This window comes from Massilia genomosp. 1 (assembly GCF_011682185.1).
Classification (GTDB): domain Bacteria; phylum Pseudomonadota; class Gammaproteobacteria; order Burkholderiales; family Burkholderiaceae_D; genus Telluria_A; species Telluria_A rubra.
Genome location: NZ_WHJF01000354.1, coordinates 1 through 614, shown reverse-complemented (window position 1 = coordinate 614; position 614 = coordinate 1). Strand labels below are relative to the sequence as shown.

The window sequence follows — 614 nt, the reverse complement described above, 5'->3', positions numbered from 1 at the left end:
CCCCAGTCCCTAACGCGATCGGCAAATTGAGCCGGATGACGGATGAATCGGGCAATACCAGCTATACCTACGACGAATTGGGGCGGCTGGCGACCAAAACGCAGAATACGATCGGCGGGGTCTACAATACCACCCATACGCTAAGCTATGCCTACAATGCCGTCGGCCAGCTGGCAAGCATGACGTACCCGAGCGGCAACCGCGTCAATTATGGCTACAACAATGCGGGGCAAGTCACCAGCATTGTGCTCAATCCTGTTCAGGCTAGCGGTAGCGGCACAAACACCGGCAGCAGCATCGTTTTGCTGAGCAATATCACCTATGCACCGTTTGGTGGAACGACGGGTTGGACGTGGGGCAACAGCGTACCGGCAAGCCAGTACGCGCATCAACGCGCCTATGACCTCAACGGCCGCATCAGCAGCTATACATTGGGAAGCCCTTCGGCTAACGGCATCGTGCGTACGGTCAGTTACGACGCCGCCAGCCGCATCAAAGGTTATACGCATACGGGCACCGGCACGGCGCCCAGCCCCGCCAGTCTTAACCAGACCTTCGGCTACGACGAACTTGATCGCCTGATCAGCTATGGCGGCAACGGCGTTTCCCAGACT

1 pseudogene is annotated in these 614 nt (G+C 58.1%); it reads left to right on the top strand.

Going from position 1 to position 614, the window contains the following annotated elements:
* Nucleotides 1–614 (top strand): annotated as a pseudogene (locus F1735_RS34045) (RHS repeat protein); the annotation flags it as partial.